Source organism: Streptomyces sp. NPDC048290 (assembly GCF_040652095.1).
In the GTDB taxonomy this organism is placed as follows: domain Bacteria; phylum Actinomycetota; class Actinomycetes; order Streptomycetales; family Streptomycetaceae; genus Streptomyces.
Genome location: NZ_JBEZLM010000001.1, coordinates 445,644 through 469,746 on the forward strand (window position 1 = coordinate 445,644; position 24,103 = coordinate 469,746).

Below are 24,103 nucleotides of genomic sequence, written 5' to 3' on the forward strand. Positions count from 1 at the left end.
ACCCACCGCCCTCACCTCATATGAGCCCCACCGTTGACATCGAAGGTGGCCCCCGTGACGAACCCGCCGTCCTCGCCCACCAGATACGCCACGAGCCCGGCGACCTCCTCCGGCCGCCCCAGCCGCCCCACCGGGATGGCCCGGACCGCGTCCGCCACAGCGTCCGCGCCCAGATCGGCCACCGCGGGTGTCCGGACGGCGGCCGGGGCGACGGCGTTGACGGTCACGCCGTACGGTGCCAGTTCCCTGGCGAACACCTTGGTCAGCACCACGACACCGGCCTTCGCCGCGGAGTAGTGGGCGCCCGCGAGGGTCCCGCCCTGCTGCCCGGCCAGGGAGGCGAGGTTGACGATCCGTCCCCATCCGCGTCGCCGCATCTCCCACCCGCACAGCCGGGTCAGCGCGAACACCCCGCGCAGATTCACCGCCATGACGGCGTCCCACTCGTCCAGCCCGATGTCCCACACGGAACCACCGGCGGTCCGCGCGGCGTTGTTGACCAGCACGTCGGGCGGCCCCCAACGCTCCGCGAGCATCCGCACCGCCGCCTCCGACGCCCCGGCGTCGCCCACATCGGCGACGAGGTGGCAGACGGTACGGCCAGCCGGGTCGAGTCGGCGCGCCAGCGCGGCGACGGCGTCGCCGTCCCGGTCGAGCAGGGCGACACGGAGTCCGAGGCCGTGCAGGCGGACGGCGATGGCCGCGCCGATACCGCGTCCGGCACCGGTGACGAGGGCAACCCGATGGGACGTCTGCGGCTCACTCTTGGGCTCACGCACGGGCTCATTCTTGGGCTCACTCATAGGGCCTTCCCGGAGATGGGGACGCGTCTCAAAGACTCACGGGACTCAAGGGATTAACGGGATGAACGAGATTCCCGGGATCAACGGGACTCACAGAACTCATAGAAATCACAGGACTCCCGAAGTTCCCGAAATCCCGGCACTCCCGGAACTCCCGGAACTCACAAGACCGGGCTCGACGGCAGCTCCCTCCCCAGCAGCGCCCGCCCATAGATCTCCTTGCTCGTCTGGACACTGAACGCCGCGTGCCGCGACGCCGTGTCGATGTCCCGCCACGCCCGCTGGAGGACCGACCCGTCCGCGAAGCTGCCCGCGCCCGCGCTGTCGAGCAGCAGCCCCACGGCGTCCCGGGCGCACCGCACCGCGTGGGCGGCGTCCATGCGCAGCCGGGCCCGCTCGGGCAGCTCCGGTCGGCGCCCGGCGCGGGCCTCGGCGTCCACCACGTCGGCGGCGCGGTGCAGATGCAGCCGCGCGGTGTCGACCAGCACGGCGGCGTCCACGACGTTCAGCTGGTGGGCGGGCGCGTCCGCCGTCAGCTCGTACAGCGGTGAGACCGCCCGTCTGCCGCCGGTCAGGGCGCCGACCACCCGGTCCAGGGTGGCCGCGGCGACCCCCACGGCGGTGGCCACCAGCGGCAGATTGATGGAGAGGTGGAAGGTGATCCGCGGTTCGCCGGGATGGCGCCGCCGGTAGGAGCCGTCGGCCAGTTCGGTGAGGGAGACGACACGCGCGTCCGGCACGTACACCTCGGCCGCCACCGCCGCGCAGCTCCCGGTGCCGCGCATCCCCGCCATGTGCCACACGTCCTCGACGGTGAGGGCGGACGTGGGGACCAGCGCGAGGCCACGCTCCGGCGTGCCGCGCTTCTCGTCGGTCCAGCCGAAGCCGAGCAGGGTCCACGGCGCGTGATGGATGCCGGACATCCAGGGCCAGCGACCGCTGAGGGTCCACCCGCCGACCGTGCGGCGCGCGGTCCCGGAGGGCTGGGCCGTACCGCAGACGAACGCGTCCGGGTCGTCCTTCCACAGGGCCGCGCGCTCGTCGTCGGGGAGTTGGGCGGCGAAGAGGTTGCCGCCGTAGGCGATGGCCACGATCCAGGAGCTGGCGGCGCAGCCGTGCGCGAGCGCCTCGCACACCTCCACCGCGGTACGGACCCCCAGCCCGTGACCTCCCTGGGCGGCGGGGGTCCCGAGCCGGAACATGCCGGACTGGCGCAGCGCGACCACGCTGGCGTCGGTCAGTCGCCGTGCGGCGTCCGAGCGCCCGGCCTCGGCGGCGAGCAGCGCAACGAGCGAGCGCGCGGCGCCCACCGGTCCTCCGTCACACAATGTTGACCAACTCCTCTCCCGCGGCGAACCGCTCCAGCTGACGTCGGATCAGGTCTTCGAGCCGGGGCCACAGGCTGGGGGTGAACGCCCCGACGTGCGGAGTGATCAGCACGCCCGGTGCGGTCCGGAGCGGATGCCCGGCGGGCAGCGGCTCGGGGTCGGTCACGTCGAGCGCGGCCAGGAGCCGCCCGCCGCGCACCTCGTCCACCAGGGCGGCGGTGTCGACGACGCCCCCTCGCCCCACGTTGACCAGCAGCGCGCCGTCCTTCATCCGGCCCAGCACGGCGGCGTCGAACAGCCGCCGCGTGGCAGGTGTGAGCGGCGTGGCCAGCACGACGACGTCCGCCTCCCCGACCAGCGACGGAAGGCGCTCGACGGAGAACACCGGCCCTCTGACGGATTCCCGCTCGTGACGCGCCACCCGCGTCACCGCGCACCCGAAGGGAACGAGCAGCTCCTCCAGAGCGCGTCCCAGGGCACCATGACCGACGATCAGCACGGACCGCCCGCACAGAGACGGCCGCACCTCCGCCCGCCACATCCCACGCCCCTGGTCCCGCACGAACCCGGGAATCCCCCGCAGCGAGGCGAGCATCAGCGTCAGCGCCAGCTCCGCCGTGCTGCGGGCGTGCACTCCCCGAGCGCTGCACAGGGTCACCCGCCCCGCCGAACCGGTCAGTTCCGCCCGCAGCTCATCGGTCCCGGAGCTGAGCGCCTGCACGGCTCTGAGCCGCGTCATGAGCGCGAGGGGCCTGCTGATGGCCCGGATGTCCTGCACGAGGGGCGGCACGTAGAACTCCACACCACCGGGATCGGACGGAAAGCCCGAACGCCCGTCCCACCGGGCGTAGCCCAGCCCGGCGGGCAGCCCGTCGAGACTGCCGAACTGCCGGGGCAGCCATACCTGTTGCGCCGAGGACACCATGGTGGGGGACCCGCTCTGCACGTGGCGGACGAGGAGACCACGGAGTCACGGCCCGGTACCGGCGGCCCGACGCCCAGCGATCTCCCGGAACCTGCCCCTGTGACACAGCGCACATTCCCACCGGCAGGGCCCGCACGGGAAACGACCGAAAGGCCCCTGTGCGCGGGCGAAGCCGACCGCCCCGGATTCGCACATGTCTCCTATGATGGTCCATCCATTCGTGCACAGGGCAGGGGTGTTGAGGTCCGGCGCCCCGGCCGCGGACCACGGGGGTGGCGGAATGGCGGTCGTACTGCCGGACTGGCTGGACACGGCGCTCGACATCGTCGGGATCGCCTGGCCGAACGTCGACGAGGACGCCTATCGCGACATGGCCGTGTCGCTGCGGGAGTTCGCGGAGGACGTGGACGACGACGGGCACGCGGCGAACCTGCATGTGCAAAGGCTGCTGTCGTCGGGGAGCGGCGAGGCGCTGACGGCGTTGTCCACGCACTGGGACAAGGTCAAGGGCAAGCAGGGGGACATCGCCGGGGCGGCGCGGATCATCGCGGACGCGCTGGACGCGGCGGCCGGGGTGATCGAGGCGATGAAGTACGCCTGCATCGGCCATCTCTCGGCGATGATCGCGCAGGCGGGCATCTCCCTGGCGGCGGCGCCGTTCACGTTCGGTCTGTCGACGCTGATCTCGGCGGGCACGATCACGGCGACCCGGACGCTGGTCAAGCAACTGATCAAGGAGGCCGGCGAGGAGGCCGTCGGCTACATCATGGCCGCGCTCACCGAACCCGCCGTGTCGGCGATCGAGAACGTGGCCGCCGATCTCGCCGTCCAGATCGGCGCGAACGCCCTCGGCCTCCAGAACGGCATCGACACCGGACAGGCCGTCCGGGCAGGCCAGGACGGCTTCCAGGAGGGGGTCACCACCGGGCAGGACTCCCTGCGGCTCGCGTCGGCCTCGGGCGGGCCGGGGCCCGGCTCGCTGGGCGGGCTGATCGGCGATCTCGGCATCGACCACGCCGAGCACGACCGGGCCACGGGCCGCCTGTTCACGGTCGGCGACAGCGTCAGCGGGCGCACCTCCACCCGGTTGAACACCGCCCGCGGCCACCACAGCCGCACCCGCGGCCGGGACAGCATCGCCGAGATCATCGACCCGATCGCGGACCGGGCCATCGCCACGCTCGGCAAGGCGTCCAAGGACTACGGCGACCATCTGGGCGGCAGCCTGTCCCAGGGCATCCGCCGGAACTCCACCGACCAGCACAACCGTGATGTGGACATCCGCGACCGCATCCACCGCATCGGCGGCGGTGACGGCGACGACGGCCGGGGCGGCGACACCCGTACCCGCCCCGCGTCGGCCGGGGACGTCCCCGGGCAGGCCCGGGAGCGGTCGGTGGCGCTGGCCGACCGGAACTGCAAGACCGACCCCGTGGACATGGCCAGCGGCGAGATGGTGCTGCCCCAGACCGACCTGGCGCTGCCCGGCGTCCTGCCCCTGGTGCTACGGCGCACCCACATCTCCGGCTACCGCTACGGCCACTGCTTCGGGGCGAGTTGGGCCTCCACCCTGGACGAACGGCTGGAGATGGTCGGCAGCGGGGCGGTCTACTGCCGCGAGGACGGCTCGGTCCTCTTCTACCCCCACCTGCCCACCGACACGGAGACGGGCGGTGACACCGCGGCGGACACCTCCGGCGTGCTGCCGCTGGAGGGCGACCGGCTTCCGCTGACCCTCTCCGCCCGCACCGCCCTCGGCGACACCACCTACTCCGTCACCGACCCGCACTCCGGTCTGGTCCGCCACTTCACCGGCAGCCCCTACCGCTCCGGCGGCCTGTACTGGCTGGAGGAGATCGAGGACCGCAACGGCAACGCCGTACGCATCGGGCGCGGCGACCACGGGCTGCCCGACACGGTGGTCCACGACGGCGGCTACCGGGTCCGCGTGGCCCACGACACCGCCCTGGTACGGGTGACGGGCCTCGCCGTGGAGACCCCGGAGGGGCCGGTCTCCGTAGCCTCCTTCGGTTACGACTCGATGGGCAGCCTGACCGAGGTGTCGGGAGCGCGGGACGTCCCGCTGCGCTTCACCTACGACGACGAGCACCGCGTGACCTCATGGACCGACCGCAACGGCCACACGTACCGCTATGTGTACGACGCGGCCGGCCGGGTCGTGGAGACGGTCGGCCCCGACGGCGCGCTGTCGTCGCGCTTCTCCTACGACCCCGAGGCTCGCGTCACCCGCTTCACCGACTCCACCGGCGCCCGGACGGTGACCCGCTTCAACCCGCTCGGCCAGACCATCGCCGAGACCGACGCACGCGGCCATACGGTCCTGTTCACCTGGGACCGCCACGACCGTCTGCTCTCCCGTACCGACGAACTCGGCAACACCGCCGCCTTCCGGTACGACGAGCGCGGAGACCTGGTCACCATGGTCCTCCCGGACGGGCGTACGGCGTCGGCGGACTACGACGAGCGGCATCTGCCCCTCCGCGTCACCGGCCCCGACGGGTCCGAGTGGCGGCAGTCCTTCGACGAACGCGGCAACCGGCTCTCGGTGACCGCCCCGGACGGCACGTCCACCACCTTCACCCATGACGCCACCGGCGCCCCGGCCACCGTGACGTTCCCCAACGGAGTCACGGAGCGCCGGGTGAGTGACCCGGCCGGCCTCACGCTGTCGGCCACGGACCCGGCAGGCGCCACCTACACGCTCCGGCGGGACGCCTTCGGGCGCCCGGTCGAGTCGGTGGACCCGGCCGGGTCGGTGACACGGCTGGAGTGGACGACGGACGGACTGCTGTCCCGGCGCACCGCCCCCGACGGCGCCGTCGAGTCGTGGACCTGGGACGAGGAGGGCAACTGTCTCTCGTACACCGATGTGCTGGGCGCCACCGCCCGGTTCGAGTACACCTGGTTCGACCTGCTCCGCGCCCGTACCGGCGTGGACGGGGCACGCCACGAGTTCACCTACGACACCGAACTGCGGGTGACCGGGGTGCGGAACCCCCAGGGCCGCGAGTGGACCTACACCTACGGGGCGACGGGACTGACGGTCTCGGAGACGGACTTCGACGGCCGCACCACCCGCTACGAGCACGACGCCGCCGGACGGCGCACCGCCAAGGCCGGCCCGCACGGACACCGGGTCACCTTCGCCTACGACGCCCTCGGCAACCTGGTGGAGAAGGACTCCGCGGGCCTGGTCACCCGCTTCACCTACGACGACGGCGACCGGCTGACCAGGGCCGAGTCCCCGCAGTCCGTACTCACCCTGGAGCGCGACGCCACCGGCCGGCTGCTGACGGAGACCGTCGACGGCCACACGATGCGCTACGGCTACGACGCCGGCGGGGAACTGGTCTCCCGCACCACCCCTACGGGGGTCGTCACCCGCTACGCGTACGACGGCGCCGGCCACCGCACCCGGGTGGAGACGGACGGCCACGCCCTCGACCAGACCCATGACGCCCTGGGCCGTGAACTGACCCGCAGTTTCGGCGACCCCGCCCGGCCCGTGACGCTGGCCTCCACCTGGGACGCGGCCGGGCGGCTGACGGCCCAGACGGTGTCGACCGCACACCGCACCCTCCGCTCCCGGGCCTTCGGCTACCGCGCCGACGGACTGCTGACCTCGGCCACGGACCACAGGACCGGCCTCACCGCCCGATTCGACCTCGACCCGCTGGGCCGCCCGCTCGGCATCACCCTGGGCGACTGGTCCGAGCGGTACGGCTACGACAGCACGGGCAACCAGACCTCGGCCCACTGGCCGGACGCCGCCGGGCACCCCGAGAGCCGGGGCGAACGGACCTACGACGGAACCCGCCTGGTGTCCGCGGGCGGCCTGCGCTACGCGTACGACGAGGCGGGCCGGGTCGTCCTGCGGCAGCAAAAGCGCCTGTCCCGCAAACCCGACACCTGGCGCTACACCTGGGACGCCGAGGACCGGCTCACCTCGTGCACCACCCCCGACGGCACCCTCTGGCGCTACACCTACGACGCGATCGGCCGCCGCACCGCCAAGCACCGCATGGCCCCCGACGGCACCACGGTCCTGTCCACGGTCAGGTTCTCCTGGGACGACACCCGGCTCGCCGAACAGAGCGACTCCGCCACCGGCACCACCCTCACCTGGGACCACGAGGGCTACCGGCCCATCGCCCAGACGGAACGCCGCACCACCGGCGACACCGACAGCCGGTTCTTCGCCATCGTCACCGATCTGGTGGGCACCCCCACCGAACTCGTCGACGAGAGCGGCGACATCGCCTGGTACAACCGCTCGACCATCTGGGGCCTCACCGCCTGGAACCGCGACGCCACCGCGTACACCCCGCTGCGCTTCCCGGGCCAGTACGCCGACCCCGAGACGGGTCTGCACTACAACGTCCACCGGCACTACGACCCCGCGACCGGCCGGTACCTGTCGTCCGACCCGCTGGGACTCGCCCCCGCCCCCAACCCGGCCACGTACGTCACCAATCCCGCCACCTGGATGGACCCCGAAGGGCTGATCGCCAAGGGCTGCACGGAACGGGGCGGCTGGTACGGCGGCATGCTCCCCGCCAACGTACGGGCGGACGGCACCGCGTTCCCCCAGCCGATGGAGGTCAACCACATCCCGCCCAAGGCGGCCTGGAAGAACGTCGTCGAGCCCGGCTTCTACATAGCGAACCGGCCGCACAAGAAGCAGAAGGTCAACAACGGCCCCGCCATCCGCATGGAACGCGCCGACCACAAACAGCTGAACAGCACCGGCAACGACCTGGTGGCACAGGCATGGCACCAGTGGCAGCGCGAACTGATCGCCCAGGGAAAGCTGACCGAGGCCATGCGGATGGACATCGACGACATCAAGCACAAGTTCCCCGGCCAGTACGACGACCACATCCGGGACATGGTGCACAGCCTCAAGGACAACAAGAACTTCCAGGACATGCTGACCACCCGCGGATGGACCGTCGACGAGACCGAACTGCTCCGATGACCTGCTCCGATGACCCGGCCCCCGACAGCCCCACCCCAAGTACGGCACAGTAGACGGCCACGGCCGACACAGACACGAAAGGCACCACGATGGACCTGACGCTCCTGCCGGAGGTGGGCGTCGCCACGATCCGGCTCGGCATGGCGGCGGACGAGGCGATCGAGGCCGCGCGGCAACTCGGCTTCACCGCCCCGAACCCCGACCACGGCGCGACACCGGGCCAGGTCTTCTGTGAACACCCCGCGTCCGACTCGGACATCACCCTCGGCTTCACCAAGGGCGCCCTCACCGACATCCATGTCTCCCGCTTCCGGAAGGAAGACGCGGACGTCCACGTCGTCCTCGACGGACTGGACATCTTCCGCACCCCGAGCGACGAACTCCTGGAAACCCTCCAGGAACACGGCCACCGGGTCGAGCAGAACGACGACGGAGTGGACGTCCTACCCGACCTGAAGGTGATCCTCTCCAACGAGAGCAGCTTCGACTACCCCACGGACGACGAAGGCGACCCCCTGTACTTCGACTACGCCCTCGTCACGTCGGTCTTCCTCCACGGCCCCCGCGGCGACTGAACGGACCGGGCGGGACGGCGTCCGACACAAAGCCGCAGCTCAGGCGCCCTTCCCCACCGGCTCAAGCACCGCCACACACTCCACATGATGAGTCATCGGAAACAAATCAAACGCCCGAACAGTCCGCACCCGATACCCCCCCTCCCCGAAATACCCCAGATCCCGCGCCAACGCCGCCGGATCGCACGCCACATACGCGATCCGCCGCGCCCCCAACGTCACCAGATGCTCCACCGTCTTCCGCCCCGCCCCCACCCGAGGCGGATCGAGGACGATCAGATCGACCTCCGTGATCCCGGTGCGCGGCAGCACCGACTCCACCTTGCCCTGCTCGATCCGGACCCGGTCGAACTCCGCCAGGTTGTGCCGCGCGTCCTCCACCGCCCGCTTGCCCGACTCGATGCCGAGGACCGCGCCCTTCTCACCGATCCGGTCGGCGAGGGCGCCCGCGAAGAGGCCGACGCCGCAGTACAGGTCGAGCGCCATGTCCCCCTTGCGCGGCAGCAGACCCTGCATCACCGCCGTCACCAGCGTGTCCGCCGCCTTCGGGTGGACCTGCCAGAAACCTCCGCTGCCGACCCGGTACGTACGGCCGTCCGCGCGCTCCCGGACGAAGGGGCGGCCGTGCACCCGGTGCACCCCGCCGTCCTTCTCCTCCACCCGCATCACCGACACCGGCCGGTCCAGCTCGACGATCGGCAGCCGGGCGCCCTCCGTCGGGGTGAGGATGACCTGCCGGTCCTGCGAGCCCGTCGCCGCGATGGCCTCCACCGACTCCATGCCGGTCCAGTCCCGCCGCTCCACGCCCAGCTCGCTGACGCCCTCCGCCGCGATCATGCAGTGGTCGACTGTCTCCACGTCGTGCGAGCGGTGCCGGCGCAGCCCCGCCCGCCCGGTCTCCGCGTCCACCGCGTACTGCACCCGGGTCCGCCACCGCGGCACCTCTCCGGCCGGCAGCTTGTCCCCCTCGGCCGGCATCACCGTGCCGTCCCAGCCCGCCTCCTCCGGCGTCAGCCCGGCCAGCCGCTTCAGCTGCTCCGCGAGCACCTCGCCCTTGAGCCGCCGCTGCGCCCCCGGCTTGGCGTGCTGCCAGTCGCAGCCCCCGCACCGGCCCGGACCGGCGTACGGACAGGGCGCCTCGATCCGGTCCTTGGACGCCTCCAGCACCTCGACGGCGTCCGCCCGCAGGAACCGCGCGCCTTCCTCGCCCTCGGTCACCCGGGCGATCACCCGCTCGCCGGGCAGCGTGTGCCGCACGAACAGCACCTGGCCCTCGGCGGTACGCGCGATGCAGTGCCCCCCGTGCGCGACGGGCCCGACCTCGACCTCGTACTCGGCCCCGACCAGCGTTTTCCTAGGTTCTGCCTGCATGGCGGGACGACTCCAGTACGTGAAGGGAAAAGGGCCGGACAACAGCCCACCAGTCTACGTCCCCGGACCCACCCCCCGACCCGGAGCCAGCCGCACAGCGCCCGGCCGCCCACCCCAACGCAAGCCACAAGCGGCGGCCCACCCACCTACTCCCGCCCCACACCCCCACCGGCCCCCACCACCAGCCCCGTCACCGGCCGCCCTGTCAGCCCCCGGCCATGGACCACCGTCCACGCGCCCCGGCACCGCCCCCGGCACCGAGCCAGCCCCACAGCGACCCGACGGCTCACCCCAGCGCAAGGCGCAAGCGGCAGCCCACCCCCCTACTCCCGCCCCACACCCCCACCGGCCCCCGACGCCGAAGCCCGCTCCCCAGCCCCACCACCAGCCCCGTCACCAGACCCGCCACCGGCCCTGTCCCCGGCCGCCCCGTCACCCCCACCAGCCATGGACCGCCGTCCACGCGCCCCGGCGCCGCCCCCGGCACCGGCCGCCCCCCGCGCAGGCCCCCTCCGCACCGCCCCCGGCGCGTTCCAGTCCTGCCGCTTGCGCGCCCGCTGGCGCGCCACCTCCGACGACTCCAGCTGATACGGCACGGACGTCACCATCACGCCCGGCGTGAAGAGCAGCCTCCCCTTCAGCCGCAGCGCGCTCTGGTTGTGCAGCAACTGCTCGTACCAGTGCCCGACCACATACTCCGGGATGATCACGGACACCGCGTCCCGCGGCGACTCCCGCCGCAGGCTCTTCACATACTCGATCACCGGCCGCGTGATCTCCCGGTACGGCGAGTCCAGCACCTTCAGCGGTACGTCGATCCCGCGCCGCTCCCACTCCTCGCGCAGCGCCTTCGTCTCGGCCGGGTCCACGTTCACGCTGAGCGCCTCCAGCGTGTCCGAGCGCATCAGCTTGGCGTACGCGAGCGCCCGCAGCGTGGGCCGGTGGATCTTCGAGATCAGCACCACGGAGTGCACCCGCGAGGGCCGCACGCTGTCGTCGCTGGGGCTCTCCGGGGCGGCCAGTTCCTCCGAGACCCGGTCGTAGTGGCGGCGGATCGCGGTCATGGTCGCGTAGAAGATGACCATGCCCAGCAGCGCCACCCACGCCCCGTGGGTGAACTTGGTGACCAGGACGACCACCAGCACCAGGCCGGTGAAGAAGGCGCCGAACGTGTTGATCGCGCGGGAGCGGATCATGTGACGGCGCTTGCCCGCGTCCTTCTCGACGGCCAGATGCCGGTTCCAGTGCCGGACCATGCCGATCTGGCTGAGGGTGAAGGAGACGAAGACACCGACGATGTAGAGCTGGATCAGCCGGGTCGAGTCCGCGCCGTAGATCCAGACCAGCAGGCCCGCCGCGCCCGCGAGCAGCACGATGCCGTTGGAGAAGGCGAGCCGGTCGCCGCGGGTGTGCAGCTGGCGCGGGAGGTAGCGGTCCTGGGCGAGTATGGAGCCGAGCACCGGGAAGCCGTTGTACGCCGTGTTCGCGGCGAGGAACAGCACCAGCGCGGTGGCCGCGGCCAGCACCAGGAAGAAGAAGCTCCCGTTGCCGAAGACCGCCTCGGCGACCTGGGAGATCACCGGGTTCTGGACATAGTCCGAGCCGACCGGGACACCGTTCTCCAGCAGGTCGTGCGCCGGGTTCTCGGCCATCCGGACGTTGCTGGCCATGGCGAGCCCGATGATCCCGCAGAACATGGTCACCGCCAGCAGCCCCATCAGCGCCAGCGTGGTCGCCGCGTTGCGGGACTTGGGCTTGCGGAAGGCGGGGACGCCGTTGGAGATCGCCTCGACACCGGTCAGCGCCGCGCAGCCGGACGAGAAGGCCCTCAGCAGCAGGAACACCAGTGCGAAACCGGCCAGTCCCTGATGTTCCGCCTTGATCTCGAACCCGGCCGTCGGCGCCCGCAGGGTGTCCCCCTGCACCAGCCCCCGGTACGCGCCCCACGCGATCATCAGGAACACACCCGCGACGAAGACGTACGTGGGGATCGCGAACAGCGTGCCCGACTCCCGCACCCCGCGCAGATTCATCACCGTCAGCAGCACGATCACCCCGATCGCGCAGGCGACCTTGTTCTCGACCACGAACGGGATCGCCGAGCCCAGGTTCTCGATACCGGAGGAGATGGAGACGGCGACGGTCAGGACGTAGTCGACGAGCAGGGCGCTCGCCACCGTCAGGCCCGCCTTGGGGCCGAGGTTGGTCGTCGCCACCTCGTAGTCGCCGCCCCCGCTGGGGTAGGCGTGCACGTTCTGCCGGTAGGAGGCGACCACGGTGAACATCAGCACCACGACCGCGACCGCGATCCAGGGGCTGAAGTGGTACGCCGACACACCCGCGATGGACAGCACCAGCAGCACCTCGCCCGGCGCGTACGCCACCGAGGAGAGCGGGTCGGACGCGAACACCGGCAGGGCGACGCGCTTCGGCAGGAGCGTCTCCCCCAGCCGGTCACTGCGCAGTGCGCGCCCGATGAGGAGCCGTTTGGGCACGTCGGTCAGTTTGGACACGACAGAGCATCGTACGGGCTCGAACGCCCAGTCGCCCACCTAGTGACCGAGATCCGGGACACAGCCCCGCCGCGCCCCGCGCAGCGGACCGCGCACCGGCCCTCCGCACCACCCGCGATCTGCCCCACGGGTGAATCACGCCCCCGATTCGGCGGCACCGCCGACGCCCCTTCCGGTACGACAAGCACGCCTGTACGACGATCCCTCCAGCGCCGGGACAGGTACGCGCACCACTTCCGGCGTCCTCACACACAGAGCCGCCGACATCCTGGAGGTCCCATGCCCGCCACCGCAGAGCTGATCGGCGCCACCGCCGCCCTCATCGGCCTGGGCGTTCTGACGCTGCTCAGCGTCCGCCGCATCAGCCGCCGCTGACGGGGGAACCCCGCCGTTCCGCCCGTCCCGCGGCGAGGCACAGAATTACCCGGAAATACCCGGGAATGCACAGGGGTGCCGCCCCGCCACCGTGCGTGTGTAGCTTGGGCGGCGGTCTGAGACCCTAGAACCAGCCAAGTCAACAACCCCTGACCTCGGAAGGACGGTCGTGCACATCGTCATCATGGGCTGCGGCAGAGTGGGTTCCGCTCTCGCCCAGACCCTGGAGCAACAGGGGCACACGGTCGCCGTGATCGACCAGGACCCCACCGCCTTCCGACGCCTTGGCTCCTCGTTCGGTGGCCGCCGGGTCACCGGCGTCGGCTTCGACCAGGACACCCTGCGCGAGGCCGGTATCGAGGAGGCCGGTGCCTTCGCCGCCGTCTCCAGCGGCGACAACTCCAACATCATCGCCGCCCGGGTGGCCCGCGAGATGTTCGGCGTGGAGAACGTCGCGGCCCGTATCTACGACCCCCGCCGCGCCGAGGTCTACCAACGGCTCGGCATCCCCACGGTCGCCACGGTCCGCTGGACCGCCGATCAGATGCTGCGCCGTCTGCTGCCGTCCGGCTCGGAGCCGCTGTGGCGTGATCCCACCGGCGGCGTCCAGCTCGCCGAGGTGCACGCCTCGCACGCCTGGGTCGGCCACAAGATCAGCAGGCTCCAGGAGGAGACCGGGGTCCGGGTGGCGTTCCTGACCCGGCTCGGCGAGGCGATCCTGCCGTCGTCGCAGACGGTCCTCCAGGAAGGCGATCTGGTGCATGTGATGATGCGCTCCGACGAGGTCGAGAAGGTCGAGGCAGCGTTCGCCGAGGGCCCGAAGGAGGGCGGCAACCGATGAGGGTCGCCATTGCCGGAGCCGGCGCCGTGGGCCGCTCGATCGCGGGCGAGCTGCTGGAGAACGGGCACGAGATCCTGCTGATCGACAAGGCCCCCACCGCGATCTCGGTCGAGCGGGTGCCCCAGGCGGAGTGGCTGCTGGCCGACGCCTGCGAGATCACATCCCTGGACGAGGCCGCGCTCCAGCGCTGCAATGTCGTCATCGCCGCGACCGGCGACGACAAGGTCAACCTGGTCGTCTCCCTGCTCGCGAAGACGGAGTACGGCGTTCCGCGGGTCGTCGCCCGGGTGAACAACCCCAAGAACGAGTGGCTGTTCAACGAGGCGTGGGGGGTGGACGTGGCCGTCTCCACCCCACGGCTGATGTCCGCCCTGGTGGAGGAGGCGGTGAGCGTCGGCGACCTGGTCCGGCTGCTCCGCTTCAGCCATGGCGACGCCAACCTGGTCGAGCTGACCCTCCCCGAGGAGTCCGCGCTGGCGGGCACGCAGGTCGGCGACGTGGACTGGCCGGAGGACACCTCCCTGGTCACGATCATCCGCGGCACCCGCGTCCTCACCCCGACCCGCGAGGACTCCCTGGAGGCCGGCGACGAACTCCTCTTCGTGGCGGCCCAGGCGAGGGAGGAACAGTTGGAGGACCTGCTGTCGGTACGCAACGAGGAGCCGGGGGCGTAGCAGGCAAGCAACGCCGAAGGGGCCCTGCGGAATGACGCGGGGCCCCTTTGGCGGCTTCTTGAGCTGGGCGGCTTTTCGAGGTCACCCTTTTCCCCGACCGAGACGGGCGGCAGGGTGGGCATAGGCCGGGGGTCTGGGGGCGGAGCCCCCAGGGACGTCCAGGGAAACCCCGGTCACCTCCGAACCCTGGGCCACGCAGAGGGACCTACTCGCCCCCCTTGGAAGCCACGGCCGCCTTCTCCGCCCTCTCCGCCGCCTCCATCTCCGCGAACACATCGATCGGCGCGGGCGCCTTCGCCAGGAACACCCACGTCAACCACACCGCCAACAGGAACGGCGGGATCTTCAACGCCACCAGCACCCACCCGAGCTGCGTCGTGTCCGCCCACCAGTACAGCGGGAACAGGATCGCCGACTTGCCCAGCAGAATCAGCCCCCACGCCCAGCTGGCCTTGGCGTACGCCCGCTTCCGCCCGGGATTCCGGGTCCGCCAGGACAGGTTCTCCTTGAACACCGGCCCGAGCACCAGCCCGATCAGCGGCACCCCGCACAACGTGGTGATGATGTACGCGAAGCCCAGCCCCAGCGTGTAGAGCATCCCGGGCAGATAGAAGTCCTTGGCGTTGCCGGTCATCATCGCGAAGACCACACCGAAGGCGACCCCGAAGACCCCGCTGAACGCGTGCTTCACGGTGTCCTTCATGGCGAGCCGCACCACCACGAGCACCAGGGACACGGCGAGCGCGGCGATGGCCGACAGATGCAGGTCCTTGTTGATCGTGTAGATGCTCACGAAGAGCAGTCCGGGCACCACCGTCTCGACCATGCCGCGGACGCCGCCGAACGCCTCGAACAGCGCGGCTTCGGTGACCGCCCGGGAATCCTGCTCGGGCTCCCGCGCCGGTTCCCGCTCCTGCTGGGCGTCTTCGGTCGGCTTGTCGAGCGACGTCACCGGCTACTCCCGTCCGAGGGGTCTCAGTTCGTACTTGGGGTTGAACAGCACACGACGGCCCCGGCTCATCGAGATTCGGCCCGACGCGATCATCTTCCGGCCCGGCTCGATCCCGACGATGGAACGCCGTCCCAGCCATACCACGTCCAGCGCGGCGGAGCCGTCGAACAGCTCGGCCTCCAGAGCCGGGACACCGGCCCGGGGACGCAGCGTGACCGTGCGCAAGGTACCAGTAACCGTCACTATCTGTCGGTCGTGGCAGTCGCAGATGCGGGTACAGCCGGTGATGTCCGTGTCCTCACGCAGCTCCTCGGACTCCAGGTCCTCCTGCGACGAGGAGAGCCGGTCGAGCATGCGCCGGAACCGGCCCACCGGCTTATCGGAACGAGGAACAGCACTCATGTCTGAAGGGTACCGGCGCACCCCGACCCGCCAGTACCCCCGCAGCCGGCCGACTACCGACCGCTCCCGTCGGGTCTCACTTCTCGAACCGGTATCCCATGCCCGGCTCGGTGATGAAGTGCCGGGGATGCGAGGGATCGGCCTCCAGCTTGCGGCGCAGCTGGGCCATGTAGACCCGCAGATAGTTGGTCTCGGTCCCGTACGACGGCCCCCACACCTCCTGGAGCAGCTGCTTCTGGCTGACCAGGCGCCCGGTGTTGCGCACCAGCACCTCCAGCAGATGCCATTCGGTGGGGGTGAGCCGTACGTCCTTCCCGGCCCGGTTGACCTTCTTCGCGGCGAGGTCGACGGTGAAGTCGTCGGTCTCGACCGTCACCTCGTCCTCACCGGCCCCGGTGGGCTCGGCGCGGCGCACGGCGGCCCGCAGCCGCGCGAGCAGCTCGTCCATGCCGAACGGCTTGGTGACATAGTCGTCGGCGCCCGCGTCCAGCGCCTCGACCTTCTCGTCGGAGGAGTGCCGCGCCGACAGCACCAGGATCGGTACGCGGGTCCAGCCCCGTAGGCCCCTGATCACCTCGACCCCGTCCATGTCGGGCAGCCCGAGGTCCAGCACGACCACGTCGGGGTGGCGGGCGGCGGCCAGCTGGAGGGCGGTGGCCCCGTCGTGGGCCGCGTCGACCTCGTACTTGCGGGCCTTGAGGTTGATCACGAGGGCGCGCACGATCTGCGGCTCGTCGTCGATCACGAGCACCCGGGTCATGAAGCCCGCCTTTCGGTTCGTACGGGGCGCTGCGCCCCGGCGCGCGAGCGGTCGGCCCGCGCTGTCGTCACATCCGCCGGTCCCCCGGCGTCACCGGCGGCGGCGGTCCGCGTGGCGCCGTCCCGCCGTGCCGCCCGCAGGGTCAGCACCATCGTCAGACCGCCGCCGGGTGTGTCCTCCGCGGTCAGTGTGCCGCCCATCGCCTCGGTGAAGCCCCGGGCGACGGCGAGCCCGAGTCCGACGCCCGCCCCGCGCGGTACGTCGCCGTGCCGCTGGAAGGGCTCGAAGATGCGTTCCTTCGCCTCGTCCGGCACGCCCGGCCCCCGGTCGACCACCCGCACCTCGACCCGGTCGGCGATGGCGCTCGCGGCGACCAGCACGCTCTGCCCGTCGGGGCTGTACTTGACGGCGTTCTCCACCAGGTTGGCCACGGACCGCTCCAGCAGTCCGGCGTCCACCGACACCATCGGCAGGGTCTCGGGGATGTCGAGTTCCACGCTGTCCTCGGGCACCCCGCCGAGCGCCATCGGCACCACCTCGTCCACATCGATGTCGCGGATGATCGGGGTGACGGTCCCGGTCTGGAGCCGGGACATGTCGAGCAGATTGCCGACCAGGTGGTCCAGCCGGTCGGCGCCCTCCTCGATGCCCTCAAGCAGCTCGGCCTGGTCCTCCTCCGACCAGGCCACGTCGTCCGAGCGCAGCGACGACACGGCCGCCTTGATCCCGGCGAGCGGGGTGCGCAGATCATGGCTGACGGCGGCCAGCAGCGCGGTGCGGATGCGGTTGCCCTCGGCCAGCGCGCGGGCCTGGTGGGCCTCCTCGCGCAGCCGCCGCCGGTCGAGGACGACGGCCGCCTGCGCGGCGAACGCGGCGAGCACCCGGCGGTCGGAGGCGGGCAGCACCCGGCCGGTGAGCGCGAGGGCCATGTGGTCGCCGACGGGGACGTCGACATCGGCGTCCTCGGGCCGTTCGAGGGCGGGTCCGACGCCCGCGCGGCCCACACAGGTCCAGGGGTCGACGTCGCTGGGGCGTTCCAGCATGGCCGCGGAGTCCATGCCGAAGGTCTCGCGGACCCGTTCGAGGAGTTCTTCGAGGCTGGTCTCGCCGCGCAGCACGTTCCCGGCGAGGAAGGAGAGTATCTCCGACTCGGCCCGGAGCCGGGCGGCCTGGTGGGTGCGCCGGGCGGCGGTGTCCACGACGGACGCGACGGACACCGCGACCCCGATGAAGATCGCCAGCGCGACGATGTTCTTGGGGTCGGCGATGGTCAGCCGGTGCAGCGGATAGGTGAAGAACCAGTTCAGCAGGAGCGAGCCGAAGGCGGCCGAGGCGAGGGCGGGGTAGAGCCCGCCGAGCAGTGCCGCGGCCACGGTCACGCTGAGGAACAGCAGCATGTCGTTGGCGAGGCCGATGCTGACCGTGCTGAGCAGCAGGGTGAGCAGCGGCGGCCCGGCCAGTCCGACGGCCCAGCCCCAGATGATCCGCCCCCGGCCGAGCCGGGCGCCCCGGGCGACGGGCAGTCCGCGCCCCTTGGCGGCCTCCTCGTGGGTGACGATATGGACGTCGAGGTCGGGTCCGGACTCGCGGGCGACGGTGGCGCCGACGCCCGGTCCGAAGACGTACTGCCAGCTCTTGCGGCGGGAGGAGCCCAGCACGATCTGGGTGGCGTTGACGCCCCGCGCGAAGTCCAGGAGGGAGGCCGGGATGTCGTCGCCGACCACATGGTGGAAGGTGCCACCGAGGTCCTCGACCAGGGTGCGCTGGACGGCGAGTTCCTTGGGGGAGGCGGCGGTCAGTCCGTCGCTGCGGGCGATGTAGACGGCGAGGACCTCGCCGCCGGCGCCCTTCTCGGCCAGCCGGGCGGCCCGCCGGATCAGCGTCCGGCCTTCCGGGCCGCCGGTGAGGCCGACGACGATCCGCTCCCGGGAGCCCCAGATCTTGGAGACCCGGTGGGCGCTGCGGTACTCGGTGAGGTATTCGTCCACCCGGTCCGCGACCCAGAGCAGCGCCAGCTCACGCAGGGCGGTCAGGTTCCCGGGGCGGAAGTAGTTGGAGAGGGCAGCGTCGACCTTGTCGGGCTTGTAGATGTTGCCGTGGGCCATGCGGCGGCGCAGCGCCTCCGGCGACATGTCGACCAGCTCGATCTGGTCGGCCCGCCGTACCACTTCGTCCGGCACGGTCTCCTGCTGCCGTACGCCCGTGATGGACTCGACGACATCGCCGAGTGACTCCAGGTGCTGGATGTTGACGGTGGAGATCACGTCGATCCCGGCGGCGAGGAGTTCCTCGACGTCCTGCCAGCGCTTGGGGTTGCGGGAGCCGGGGACATTGGTGTGGGCGAGTTCGTCCACCAGGGCGACCTTGGGGCGGCGGGCGAGGACGGCGTCCACGTCCATCTCCGTGAACGTGGTTCCCCGGTACTCCAGGTCCCGGCGCGGGATCTGCTCCAGGCCGTGCAGCATCACCTCGGTGCGGGGGCGGGCGTGGTGCTCCACGAAGGCGACCACGCAGTCGGTGCCCCGTTCGACCCGTCGATGGGCCTCCGACAGCATGGCGTACGTCTTGCCGACGCCCGGTGCCGCACCGAGGTAGATCCGAAGCTTGCCGCGTGCCATGTCCCTATTGTCTTCCCGTCACCGATGCGTACGCAGCGTAGACCTTACGGCCAAAGATGCCGACAAACGGGACGAGGGCTAGCTCAGGGGACGTCTTTGACAGAACTCTGATGCACGGCCGTATCCGCGGGTGTCCCTGGTCACGCCTCCGTGATCGTGCCGTCGCTCAGCTCCAGGACCCGGTCGGCGAGGTCCAGCAGGGTGGTGTCGTGGGTGGCGACGAGCGCGGTCACGCCCTCGCTGCGGACCACCGCCTTGAGCAGTTCCATCACCGCGTGGCCGGTCTCGGCGTCGAGCTGGGCGGTGGGCTCGTCGGCGATCAGGAGGGCGGGTCTGTTGGCGAGCGCGCGGGCGATGGCCACCCGCTGCTGCTGGCCGCCGGACAGCTCGCCGGGCCGCTGCGCGGCGTGCTCGGCGAGGCCGACCAGGGCGAGCAGCAGGGCGACCCGCTCCTCGCGCTCCTTCGGGTCGGCCCGGCGCAGCCGCAGCGGCACCCCGACGTTCTCGGCGGCGCTGAGGATCGGGATCAGCCCGAAGGACTGGAAGACGAAGCCGATCCGGTCCCGGCGCAGCTCCAGCAGCCCGCTCTCGCCGAGCCCGGTCAGCTCCTGGCCGCCGACGGTGATCCGGCCCCGGTCGGGGGCGTCCAGCCCGCCCACGATGTTCAGCAGGGTCGTCTTGCCGGAGCCGGAGCGGCCCTTGAGGGCGACCAGCTCGCCGCGCCCCACCCTGAACGACACCCCGCGCAGGGCATGGACGGCGGCGGCGCCCTCGCCGTACGACTTGTGGACGTCCTCGACGCCGACCATGGTCTCGGTGACCACCTGGCTCATGATCTTCTCCCCCCGTGGGCCGGGCGCCAGTATCTCCGGGGGCGCCCGGCCGATCAACGGATAAGACGCTCAGAGATCAGTTGGGGTTGTCACCGTGAGTGAGCGTCTCCCACGCGACGAAGAGGTTGTTGCTGCCCGCGGGGCGGCCCCGCTGGGTGAGTGTCCCGGTGTTGGTCATGGCGATGCCGAGCCGGTGGTGGAGGGCGTTGTAGCCGACCTCGGTGACCGGGCCGAGGCCCCGGTGCAGGGTGCCGCCGCAGAGCCAGGCGGGCGCGGCCTCGCCGAGTTCGTAACGGGCCTGGAAGCCGAGGGCCTGCCGCAGCCGCTCGCCCACGTCGGTGCCGTAGAGGTCCTGGCCCTGGATGCGGCTGGTCTCGGCGACATGGGAGATCGCGGAGATGCCGTATCCGGTGTGGGTGAAGTCGCGGCAGGTCTCCTGGGTGAGACCGGTGACGAACGTGGACTGTCCCTGCCAGTAGGAGACGATCTTCTCCCGGGTGTTCAGGTTCTGGCTGGGCACGGTCCTCGGCAGTTCCCCGTCCGAGGCCAGATACACATACGCGGCGGTCCGGGTGCGGAAGGTCGCCATCGCCTTGTCGTAGGACGCCTTGTCCTCCAGGAAGACGGAGATGCCGACGGCGGCCTCCATCATCGACAGCTCCCAGTTCCCGTTGGACTTCGAGCCGTTGATGATCTCCGGGAGGTAGACCGTGCGGAGCATGGTCGCGAAGCGGCCGGAGTTGGCCCAGCCACCGGTGTAGGTGTACTTGATGATCTCGGCGGCCTTGGGCCAGGACGAACCCGCCCAGCCGGTCTGGAGCGGGGCGTTGCTGTTGGTGTGGTCGGTGATCGTGCCCGACCAGGCGTCCATCAGCTGGATGGCCTTCCGCGCGTAGTCCGCGTCCCGGGTGATGTACCAGGCCAGCGCGTTGGTGTACGCGGCGATGGCGTCCTCGCGCTCGTCGGTGCAGCCGTTGTTGGGGTTGGAGTACGAGCCGCACTCCACCACCGCGCGCGGCTTGGGCACCCGGCTCTGGCTGGCGTACTTGCTCGCCATCATCTGGTCGTAGGCGCCCTTCCAGGGCTGGGCACCGGCGAGGACCTTCTCCCGGGCGAAGTCGAGCTGGCTCTTGGAGACGGTGACACCGGGGTGGGTGAAGGCGGCCGGGGCGGCTTCGGCACGGGGAGCGCCGGGTCCGGCGAGCAGGGCCGCCGCGGCGGCGGTGACCATGAGCGACGCGGCGGGGCGGCGGTGCCGTGTGGGGGTGTTCGGCATCGTGCGGGTCCATCCGTTCTCGGATACGAACGCCCTGGCGGGCATTCTCATATGTGAACGCCAACTTCCTTTATGAACTGGTGTGTTGGCCGGGAACGATAGGTATGGACCAGTGGGGCGTCAAGGGGGCGCGGTGGGTGACGCTTGTCGCGGCGGGCGGGACGGGGGGCGGGCGGGCGGGGGGGATCGCCGGGGAGGGGGGATCGCCGGGGGATCAGCTGCGCGGGCCGGGCGGACGGGCCGAGGGGGGGGGAGATCGCCGGAGGGGGATCGGTTGAGGGAGAGCGCCGGGGGGCGGCTGGGCGGGCCGAGGGGATCGGCCGGGGGAGAGCGCCGGAGGGATCCGCCTGGGCTCGCCGGGGGTACCGGGGGGACGGGGGCGCCTGAGGGGGGCGGCTGGGCGTCCAAGGGGATCGACCGGGGAGATCACCGGAGGGATCGGTGGGGCGGGCCGGGCGGGTCGACCGGGGAGATCACCGGAGCGGGGATCTCCGGAGGACGGCTGGGCGGCGGCCCGAGGGACATCGGCCGGGCCGGGCGGATCGACCGGGGCAGATCACCGGAGCGGGAATCACCGGAGGACGGCTGGGCGGCGACCCGAGGGGCACCGGCCGGGCCGGGATCGGCCGCGGAACGCCGATGGGCCGCGCCCCCGGTCACGGGGAGCACGGCCCATCACTCCTACCCACCTACCTACCAACCGCCGTCGCGATCAGCGGACCTCGGTGATCTCCGGTCCACGCTGGAGCTGACCCATGCCGCCGGAGAAGCGGGAACCGGCCTGGTCCTCCTGCTGCACGCCCTCGGGGACCATCTGGGCGTCGTTCGGCAGCTTCAGGACGATCGGGTCGCGGGGCGCCATCGGGCCCTCGCCGCGCACCACGACCGTGTCCCGGAAGATCTGCTCCAGCAGCCCGGCGGCCTGCGGCTGCACCGCGCCCTGACCGGAGATCACTCCGCGCAGGAACCAGCGGGGCCCGTCCACACCGACGAACCGGACCACCTGGAAGCCGCCCGTGCCGTCCGGCAGTTGCACCGGCACCTGGGCCCGCAGCTCCCAGCCCAGCGGACCCTCGACCTCGTCGACGATGCCGCCCTGCTGGGTGATGCCGGTGGCGATCTCCTCGCGCACCTCGCCCCAGATGCCCTCACGCTTCGGCGCGGCGAACGCCTGGAGCTGGACCGCGCTGTCGCGCAGCACCACCGTGGCCGCGACGATCGCGTCACCGGCGACCTCGACCCGCAGCTCCATGCCGTCGACGCCCGGGACGAAGATGCCGCCCAGGTCGACCCGGCCCTCGGCGGGCTCGGTCACCTCGGTGCTGTCCCAGGGGCCGTCGGGCCGGGGCTCGGGTTCGAGCCGCACCCGCTCGCGCCCACCGGCGCCTTCGCCTTCGCCGTCCGCCTCGGAGTCGACGCTGTCGACGACCTGCTCGGCCTCGCCGGCCGCGTCCTCGGCGGCATCCTTCTTCTTGCGACGTCCGAACACGTCACTGTCCTTCCCGGTCGGATACGACCGATGCGTATCGATTCCCACCCGTCGAGCCGCCCGCGGCGGCAAGACCGTTTGTGCCGCTTGTTCCGTTCGTCCCGTCCACGGCGGCATGGCCTCCGGTGGACCCGAAGCCCCCCTCGGCCCGCGCCGAGCCGGGAAGCTCCGCCACCTCCTGGAAGCGAACCCTCTCGACCTGCTGGACAACCAGTTGGGCAATCCGGTCGAAGCGCTCGAACCGCACGGAGTCGCGCGGGTCGAGATTCACCACGATCACCTTGATCTCCCCACGGTACCCGGCATCAACCGTCCCCGGGGCATTCACGAGGGCGACACCGCAGCGGGCGGCGAGCCCGGATCGGGGGTGCACGAAGGCCGCGTACCCCTCGGGGAGCGCGACAGACACACCGGTCGGCAGGACGGCCCGCTCCCCCGGTTCCAGCTCGCACTCCTCGGTGGTCCGCAGATCGGCCCCGGCGTCCCCCGGATGCGCGTACGAGGGCAGCGGTACGTCGGGGTCGACACGGCGGACGAGCACGTGCAGGGGGTCGCGGCTCACGGGTTCACCTCGAAGGCGCGGGCGCGCCGGATCTGGTCGGGATCGTTCATGGCGGCCCGGATCTCCTCCTGGCGGCCGTTGTCGACGAAGTGGTCCACCTTGACCTCGATGAAGAGGGCGTCCGCGCGGACGGCGACCGGCCCGTCGGGGCCGCCGATACGGCCGGTGGCCGTGGAGTAGATCTTCCGCCCGGCCACCGCGACGACCTCGGCCGACAGATGCAGGGTGGTGCCGACCGGCACCGGCCGGACGAAGTCGGTCTCCAGCCGTCCGGTCACGGCGATGGCGCGCAGCAGCCAGTTCAGCGAGCCGAGCGTCTCGTCCAGGGCGCTGGCCAGGACCCCGCCGTGGGCGAGACCGGGGGCGCCCTGGTGGGCGGCCTGCACGGTGAACTCGGCGGTGATCGTCACGCCCGCACCGGCGCGGGCGGCGAGATGCAGCCCGTGCGGCTGTTCGTCGCCGCAGCCGAAGCACTGGCCGTAGTGCGGCCCGAGCAGCTCGCCGGGGGCGGGTGCGTCGGGGTGCCGCACCGGCGGCACGGCGTCGGCCGGGGGCCGCAGACTCGGGGAAGTACCACTCACAGCCGCAGACCTTACCCGCCCGCACTGTGCCGTACGCCGCCCCGCACCTGCGGCCCCGGCCACGCCGCCCCCCGCATCCGTCCCCCGGGAGCCGGGCCCGTCCCGCCCCCTCCCCAGCCCCACAGGCCCCAGGGCTCCCACGGCCCCCACAGCTCCCGCACACGACCGCCCCGGACGACCTGGACACCGGCGAGCCACCGGCGCCGCACACGGGTACATGGGCACA

18 protein-coding genes are annotated in these 24,103 nt (G+C 71.6%); 4 read left to right on the forward strand and 14 right to left on the reverse strand.

Going from position 1 to position 24,103, the window contains the following annotated elements; translation table 11 throughout:
* Positions 1–11: 11 nt before the first annotated feature.
* The 3 genes from AB0D49_RS01570 to AB0D49_RS01580 all read right to left on the reverse strand — a co-directional run bounded on the left by AB0D49_RS01570 (position 12) and on the right by AB0D49_RS01580 (position 3,056).
* Complete coding sequence (locus tag AB0D49_RS01570) at positions 12–779, reverse strand: SDR family NAD(P)-dependent oxidoreductase (protein WP_362748897.1); 768 nt, start codon at positions 777–779, stop codon at positions 12–14.
* 185 nt (positions 780–964) lie between these two features.
* Positions 965–2,113, reverse strand: coding sequence for an oxidoreductase (locus tag AB0D49_RS01575; RefSeq protein ID WP_362748900.1), 1,149 nt, complete (start codon positions 2,111–2,113; stop codon positions 965–967).
* Positions 2,114–2,123: 10 nt separating this feature from the next.
* Complete coding sequence (locus tag AB0D49_RS01580; protein ID WP_362749322.1) at positions 2,124–3,056, reverse strand: 2-hydroxyacid dehydrogenase; 933 nt, start codon at positions 3,054–3,056, stop codon at positions 2,124–2,126.
* A 280-nt stretch (positions 3,057–3,336) separates the two neighbouring features.
* Here AB0D49_RS01580 and AB0D49_RS01585 point away from each other — a divergent pair, with 280 nt between their 5' ends.
* The gene (locus tag AB0D49_RS01585; protein ID WP_362748903.1) at positions 3,337–8,055 is read left to right on the forward strand and encodes a DUF6531 domain-containing protein; all 4,719 of its coding nucleotides are present in this window, start codon (positions 3,337–3,339) and stop codon (positions 8,053–8,055) included.
* 89 nt (positions 8,056–8,144) lie between these two features.
* The gene (locus AB0D49_RS01590) at positions 8,145–8,630 is read left to right on the forward strand and encodes a hypothetical protein (RefSeq protein WP_362748906.1); all 486 of its coding nucleotides are present in this window, start codon (positions 8,145–8,147) and stop codon (positions 8,628–8,630) included.
* A gap of 39 nt (positions 8,631–8,669) precedes the next feature.
* Here AB0D49_RS01590 and AB0D49_RS01595 read toward each other — a convergent pair whose 3' ends face one another.
* Complete coding sequence (locus tag AB0D49_RS01595; RefSeq protein ID WP_362748909.1) at positions 8,670–10,001, reverse strand: class I SAM-dependent RNA methyltransferase; 1,332 nt, start codon at positions 9,999–10,001, stop codon at positions 8,670–8,672.
* A 323-nt stretch (positions 10,002–10,324) separates the two neighbouring features.
* On the reverse strand, positions 10,325–12,514 hold the full coding sequence (locus AB0D49_RS01600; protein WP_362748912.1) for an APC family permease: 2,190 nt from the start codon (positions 12,512–12,514) through the stop codon (positions 10,325–10,327).
* Positions 12,515–13,058: 544 nt separating this feature from the next.
* Here AB0D49_RS01600 and AB0D49_RS01605 point away from each other — a divergent pair.
* Together AB0D49_RS01605 and AB0D49_RS01610 are read left to right on the forward strand one after the other, a co-directional pair.
* The gene (locus AB0D49_RS01605; RefSeq protein ID WP_362748915.1) at positions 13,059–13,730 is read left to right on the forward strand and encodes a TrkA family potassium uptake protein; all 672 of its coding nucleotides are present in this window, start codon (positions 13,059–13,061) and stop codon (positions 13,728–13,730) included.
* Positions 13,727–14,404: a TrkA family potassium uptake protein gene (locus tag AB0D49_RS01610; protein ID WP_362748918.1), complete on the forward strand. Its 678-nt coding sequence runs from the start codon at positions 13,727–13,729 to the stop codon at positions 14,402–14,404. Before AB0D49_RS01605 ends, AB0D49_RS01610 begins: the two co-directional genes overlap by 4 nt.
* Before the next feature lie 205 nt (positions 14,405–14,609).
* On the opposite strand, the gene AB0D49_RS01615 is transcribed toward AB0D49_RS01610, so the two are convergent.
* From AB0D49_RS01615 to AB0D49_RS01655, 9 genes are all read right to left on the reverse strand, one after another.
* Positions 14,610–15,356 (reverse strand): DUF3159 domain-containing protein, encoded by a 747-nt coding sequence (locus tag AB0D49_RS01615; RefSeq protein ID WP_362748921.1) that lies wholly within the window; start codon positions 15,354–15,356, stop codon positions 14,610–14,612.
* A gap of 3 nt (positions 15,357–15,359) precedes the next feature.
* Positions 15,360–15,758, reverse strand: a complete 399-nt coding sequence (locus AB0D49_RS01620) for an OB-fold nucleic acid binding domain-containing protein (RefSeq protein ID WP_362748924.1) — start codon at positions 15,756–15,758, stop codon at positions 15,360–15,362.
* Positions 15,759–15,834: 76 nt separating this feature from the next.
* Positions 15,835–16,518 carry a response regulator gene (locus tag AB0D49_RS01625; RefSeq protein ID WP_362748927.1) on the reverse strand — a complete coding sequence of 228 codons (684 nt, stop codon included), beginning with the start codon at positions 16,516–16,518 and terminating at the stop codon, positions 15,835–15,837.
* Positions 16,515–19,136 carry a sensor histidine kinase KdpD gene (locus AB0D49_RS01630; protein ID WP_362748930.1) on the reverse strand — a complete coding sequence of 874 codons (2,622 nt, stop codon included), beginning with the start codon at positions 19,134–19,136 and terminating at the stop codon, positions 16,515–16,517. The genes AB0D49_RS01625 and AB0D49_RS01630 overlap by 4 nt, the downstream gene beginning before the upstream one ends.
* Positions 19,137–19,276: 140 nt before the next feature.
* Complete coding sequence (locus AB0D49_RS01635; protein WP_362748933.1) at positions 19,277–19,969, reverse strand: ABC transporter ATP-binding protein; 693 nt, start codon at positions 19,967–19,969, stop codon at positions 19,277–19,279.
* Positions 19,970–20,045: 76 nt separating this feature from the next.
* On the reverse strand, positions 20,046–21,245 hold the full coding sequence (locus AB0D49_RS01640) for an alginate lyase family protein (protein ID WP_362748936.1): 1,200 nt from the start codon (positions 21,243–21,245) through the stop codon (positions 20,046–20,048).
* Between the two features lie 712 nt (positions 21,246–21,957).
* The gene (locus AB0D49_RS01645) at positions 21,958–22,734 is read right to left on the reverse strand and encodes a DUF3710 domain-containing protein (protein WP_362748939.1); all 777 of its coding nucleotides are present in this window, start codon (positions 22,732–22,734) and stop codon (positions 21,958–21,960) included.
* A 1-nt stretch (position 22,735) separates the two neighbouring features.
* A complete protein-coding gene (gene dut / locus AB0D49_RS01650) occupies positions 22,736–23,296 on the reverse strand; it encodes a dUTP diphosphatase (RefSeq protein ID WP_362748942.1) in 561 nt (186 codons plus the stop codon).
* Positions 23,293–23,877, reverse strand: coding sequence for a PaaI family thioesterase (locus AB0D49_RS01655; protein WP_362748945.1), 585 nt, complete (start codon positions 23,875–23,877; stop codon positions 23,293–23,295). Before AB0D49_RS01655 ends, dut begins: the two co-directional genes overlap by 4 nt.
* Between the last annotated feature and the right edge of the window lie 226 nt (positions 23,878–24,103).

Excerpts from the sequence above, each read along its gene's own strand:
- AB0D49_RS01580 (WP_362749322.1), bottom strand. The coding sequence starts at position 3,056 with ATGGTGTCCTCGGCGCAACAGGTATGGCTGCCCCGGCAGTTCGGCAGT.
- AB0D49_RS01585 (WP_362748903.1), top strand. The coding sequence starts at position 3,337 with ATGGCGGTCGTACTGCCGGACTGGCTGGACACGGCGCTCGACATCGTC.
- AB0D49_RS01590 (WP_362748906.1), top strand. The coding sequence starts at position 8,145 with ATGGACCTGACGCTCCTGCCGGAGGTGGGCGTCGCCACGATCCGGCTC.
- AB0D49_RS01595 (WP_362748909.1), bottom strand. The coding sequence starts at position 10,001 with ATGCAGGCAGAACCTAGGAAAACGCTGGTCGGGGCCGAGTACGAGGTC.
- AB0D49_RS01610 (WP_362748918.1), top strand. The coding sequence starts at position 13,727 with ATGAGGGTCGCCATTGCCGGAGCCGGCGCCGTGGGCCGCTCGATCGCG.
- AB0D49_RS01620 (WP_362748924.1), bottom strand. The coding sequence starts at position 15,758 with ATGAGTGCTGTTCCTCGTTCCGATAAGCCGGTGGGCCGGTTCCGGCGC.
- AB0D49_RS01625 (WP_362748927.1), bottom strand. The coding sequence starts at position 16,518 with ATGACCCGGGTGCTCGTGATCGACGACGAGCCGCAGATCGTGCGCGCC.
- AB0D49_RS01630 (WP_362748930.1), bottom strand. The coding sequence starts at position 19,136 with ATGGCACGCGGCAAGCTTCGGATCTACCTCGGTGCGGCACCGGGCGTC.
- AB0D49_RS01635 (WP_362748933.1), bottom strand. The coding sequence starts at position 19,969 with ATGAGCCAGGTGGTCACCGAGACCATGGTCGGCGTCGAGGACGTCCAC.
- AB0D49_RS01640 (WP_362748936.1), bottom strand. The coding sequence starts at position 21,245 with ATGCCGAACACCCCCACACGGCACCGCCGCCCCGCCGCGTCGCTCATG.